Source organism: Aeromonas molluscorum 848 (assembly GCF_000388115.1).
GTDB classification, from domain to species: domain Bacteria; phylum Pseudomonadota; class Gammaproteobacteria; order Enterobacterales; family Aeromonadaceae; genus Aeromonas; species Aeromonas molluscorum.
Map to the genome: position 1 here is coordinate 1 of NZ_AQGQ01000242.1, position 4,173 is coordinate 4,173.

Genomic DNA, 4,173 nt, shown 5'->3' on the forward strand with positions numbered 1-4,173 from the left:
GAGGCCTCCCTCGCCTCCCCGGTCAGCACCACCCGGCTGATCTGTTCCAGCCGCTTGGTACAAGCGACCAGATGCTTTTGCATACGATCAAGTTCGGGCCCCTCCACCAGCTTGCCGGCATCCATTTGCGACTCGATCAGCTTGAGATCGGCAAACAAGTCACTGGCGATGTCCCCCAGGCCTAGCTGGCCACGCACGACTTGGGTCTCATCACTCACCAGGAAAACATCAATCCGGTTCCAGAACAGATCGTACTCGAGGGAGAGTGACGCCATGTCCCCCACCCCGGCCCGGTATAGCTTCAGCTCATAGAGGAAGCGCTGCGAATCGAGCAACAGCTGATGAATGTTCCAATGGGAGCCACGATAGAAGTAGTCAACCAGCCGCTCATGCTTTTTCTGGAGCATAAGGCCCCAGATGGAAGAGCCGATAAACAGCAGACAAACCCCTATCAACAGCGGGTTTTGCAACGAGCGGCTTTTCAATCCAACACCTCTAACCGGACAATCTGCCACACCATCGATGCCTGCACATTGGGGTCTTCGCTCAGTTTGGGGTGGTCGGAGAAGGGAACCAGCAGCCAGAGCGGTCCCTTGTTGCGACGGGTCAACGCCTTGCCATCCTCGCTCATGGCCAGGATCAGTGCGTAGTCGTCATAGTCCGAGAGTCTGACCTCATGGCTGTAATTATTCAGGGCAACCACATTGACCCGATCGGCATTGGGGCGAACCTGCCGGACCAGCTCCCGCAGCAAGGGGCCACGATAACCATGCTTGCCCTTGGTCCAGGGACTGACCGTCTCAAACACGCCCTGAGGCAGGGATTCCAGTTCGATGCGCCCATACTCTTTGCTAAATCCGCCAGGGGCGGTCAGCGTCAGAATGGTGCTCTCTGCGGCCTGCACCAATGGCGCCATCAGGCCGCTTAACAGCAGGGTGGCGATCAGCCACCTGGTGAATATGTTTCTTTGCATCCAGCAGCCCTCTATTGTCACATCCATCAGCACTGTCTCATTCGAGTGTGCTGACATATCATCGGGAGTGCAACTTTATTGGCTTTGCTTAATTAAAACAGTGAGATAAATGATCAGCGATGGGAAGCGGCTCCCACATCAGAGGCGATCTCTCATCTCCATCCAATTCTCCCCGGAGATGGGCTTGGGTTTGTGCACACCGCAACGTTGCAGCAGCTCGTCCACATAGGCTGGCACTAAAAGGGACGCGGGGCCATAACGTTTCTCATCAAATTGGCTCTCCAATTCACTTGGCTCCAGATTGAGCTCTATGGTGTGAGCACCATTGAGGCCCGCCTCATGGACAAAACCCGCCGCCGGGTAGACGGCTCCCGAGGTGCCGATAGAGATGAAGAGATCGCATTGCGCTAAAGCGCCATAGATGCGATCCAGCCCCAGCGGCATTTCGCCAAACCAGACCACATGCGGACGCAACGGCTGCGGGAACTGGCAACAGGAGCAGAGATCTTCCTGATGCAGGTCACCACGCCACTCGATAACTTGTCCCGAGACAGGGCAGCGCGCCCTGAGCAGCTCCCCATGCATATGGATGAGTCGCTGGCTGCCCGCCCGCTCGTGCAGATTGTCGATGTTCTGAGTGATCAAGGTGATCTGTTCTGGATAGAGGCGCTCCAGCCGCGCCAGCGCGTAATGGGCCGGATTGGGATGGATCTGTTCTTGCTGCAACTGCTGACGGCGGGCGTTGTAGAAGCCCTGCACCAGGACGGGATCCCGATGGTAACCCTCTGGGGTGGCCACGTCTTCCACCTTGTGTTCTTCCCAGAGACCATCACTGGCACGAAAGGTCTTGATACCCGACTCGGCCGAGATACCGGCCCCGGTCAGTATCACTATGTGTTTGGGCGCTTGCATGCTCAACTCCTTGACGCAGCCTATAGAAAGACCTTAACACAGGCCCCTTGAGGGGGCCTATTCGCCCTTGGTCTTAGGACCACGCTGCCGGGGCGACCCATCGACCTGCGTTCGGCCCGGTCGCGCCAGCAGAGGATCCAGTGCACTGAGATCGAGGCGCACGAAGATAAGTTCACGCCCCGTCACCAGGGTGAGCGGCAACCCCAAACTCTTGAGCAGCGCCAGCATGGGCCTGTTCTGGGCCAACACCTCGGCGGTCCACTCACGGATCCCCTCCCCCCGCGCCAATATGGCCAGGGCCAGCAACAGGCGACGACCCGCGCCTCTGTGCTGGAAATGATCGGCGACGATACAGGAGAACTCGGCTCTGTCAGGATGCAGACGGCGGATGGACTGGGCCTGGGCCAGGGGTTCGCCCAAACTGTCGCTGAGCAACAAGGAGATCTGCTTGTCTCTCGGATAATGGAGGAAGAAGGTCACCTGATCGGCGGTGGGATGCTGCTTGGCGCGCATGAAACGCAAGTAGACGCTGTGCTGACTCAATCCCTCGAATGCTTGCACGATACGCGTCTCATCGGCGGGCCCCAGCTCGGCAAGAAGACAGGTCACCCCCGCCAGGGTCATGGCCAGCGGCAGCTCGGCGCGGCTCAGGGCCGGTTGCCAGCCAGCAAGTCCACGGCCAAGGCGGACCTCGTCCTGGGGCCAGCAGAGATAGCGGGGCACCTACCAGTATCCCGCCGCACCCCGGGTGCGCCAACTCTCTTCATCCAGCAACTTGACGCTGTCATCCAGATAGATGTCGATGCCTATCTCACGTACCCGCGCCATGAAGCGGCCAAGCAGAGAGTCTGGCGCCGCACGCTCCCACTCCTGCAAGAGGGGCTGACCGAGCAACAACTGCTGAAACGGCAAGCGCTCGATCAGATCAAATGGCAGGTGTTCGCCATTGTCGAGTAACAGTGCCAGCTTGACCCCCGCCAGACTCGCTTGCAGCACCAAGGCGAAGGCGGCTTGATCGCCGAGCAAGGCATCCCGGCGCTGGATAACCAGAGTGAGTGCAGAGGGCGCGCGATCCAGACTGTCCAACCAGGCTTTGAGCGTCTGCCAGTCAGGCGCGCAGCCGGTGAAAGGCAACCAATGTTCCCCCTGCAAGGGGGGATTGGACTTGAGGGAGAGGGTGCCGACCCCTTGCCCCTGCCAGGTGCGCACGGTGCGGCGCAGCCCTTTGAGACGCCGCAGCCGCTGGTTGCCAAGATAGAGCCCCTTGAGCTGACGCAGCAGCTCGTCGCCCAGGAGCGGTTTGGCGATGGCTGCCAGCACATTGAAGCCCGCGTCATGGAGCAGGCGACGACTACCGTCGATCAGAGTCTGTTCATGGGCGGAGAGCAAGATGACGGGCAGGGTCTGATACTGGCGGTTGGCAAGTAACAGACTGATGGCATCCTGCTCCGCGAGACTCAAGTCACAGAGCAGAAGCCGGGTCTTGCCCTCGGCCAGTACCCGCAGGCAATTGGCGCCATCTTGCACCCAGCGGCAAGGCAGACCCAGCTGCTGGATCTGCTGCTCCAACTGGGCGCCCTGGAAGGGGTGGTCTTCGAGCAGCAGCAGCTCAAAATCCGCCAGCCAGGCGAGCCACTGCTGCTGGCGAAGCGCGAGGGCAGCCTGCCAATCCTGATCGAGACGGTAGATGCCCTCATGATCCTGCGTCATGGCGGCAAGATAGTCAGTACCATCATGTTCGCCTGGGTCATACAAGGCGATGGCGCCAGTCGCAAACAACCCTGACCATTGCCAGCTGGCGTCGGGACGGGCACGCCACAGGGACACATGGTCGGGTAAACCCGCAGCCCTTGCCGCTTCATAAGCGCGATTGTCCAGGGCGTAAAGGGTCAGGGTATGAAAACCGGACTCCTGTTCCGTTGGGGATTCCAACAGGGCCATCAGCTCTTCATCTGTGATGATCATCAATTTGTCTCTCGGTCAGCTGGTGCACCGTCTCGGCCAGGGCCTGGCGCAGCAACAGGATCAGGGATAACTCGGGATCCCCTTGCCAGCGCGCTATCGCCTGCAGCAGGGGCAGGGCCGCGACCATTTTCGCAGCTCCCCTGATCTTGTGTAAATGCGCATTTATCTCAACGCTTTGCTGACAGGCGAGCGCCTCGGCCAGCTTATTGATGTCTTCGGTGGTGGTGGTCCGGTAGAGGGCGATCAACTCATCGCTCAGGACGGGCATGGCCAGCCGCTCTCCAGCAACAGGGCCCTGCTTATCCAGCAAGCCAGCTCGGGAT

At 59.8% G+C, this 4,173-nt stretch carries 5 protein-coding genes and 1 pseudogene; all 6 read right to left on the reverse strand.

The annotated features are described in order from the left end of the window. Positions 1-407 (reverse strand): annotated as a pseudogene (locus tag G113_RS19365) (GGDEF domain-containing protein); the annotation flags it as partial. 74 nt (positions 408-481) lie between these two features. After that, positions 482-973 carry a hypothetical protein gene (locus tag G113_RS19370; protein ID WP_152436112.1) on the reverse strand — a complete coding sequence of 164 codons (492 nt, stop codon included), beginning with the start codon at positions 971-973 and terminating at the stop codon, positions 482-484. Positions 974-1,111: 138 nt separating this feature from the next. Next, positions 1,112-1,885: a Sir2 family NAD+-dependent deacetylase gene (cobB, locus tag G113_RS19375; protein ID WP_005910729.1), complete on the reverse strand. Its 774-nt coding sequence runs from the start codon at positions 1,883-1,885 to the stop codon at positions 1,112-1,114. A gap of 57 nt (positions 1,886-1,942) precedes the next feature. Further along, positions 1,943-2,608: a GNAT family N-acetyltransferase gene (locus tag G113_RS19380; RefSeq protein ID WP_005910731.1), complete on the reverse strand. Its 666-nt coding sequence runs from the start codon at positions 2,606-2,608 to the stop codon at positions 1,943-1,945. Then, positions 2,609-3,850 (reverse strand): response regulator, encoded by a 1,242-nt coding sequence (locus G113_RS19385; RefSeq protein ID WP_005910733.1) that lies wholly within the window; start codon positions 3,848-3,850, stop codon positions 2,609-2,611. Then, positions 3,834-4,173: Hpt domain-containing protein (locus G113_RS19390; protein ID WP_005910735.1), on the reverse strand; the 340-nt coding region annotated here is incomplete at its 5' end. The genes G113_RS19385 and G113_RS19390, both read right to left, overlap by 17 nt.

Excerpts from the sequence above, each read along its gene's own strand:
- G113_RS19370 (WP_152436112.1), bottom strand. The coding sequence starts at position 973 with ATGCAAAGAAACATATTCACCAGGTGGCTGATCGCCACCCTGCTGTTA.
- cobB (WP_005910729.1), bottom strand. The coding sequence starts at position 1,885 with ATGCAAGCGCCCAAACACATAGTGATACTGACCGGGGCCGGTATCTCG.
- G113_RS19385 (WP_005910733.1), bottom strand. The coding sequence starts at position 3,850 with ATGATCATCACAGATGAAGAGCTGATGGCCCTGTTGGAATCCCCAACG.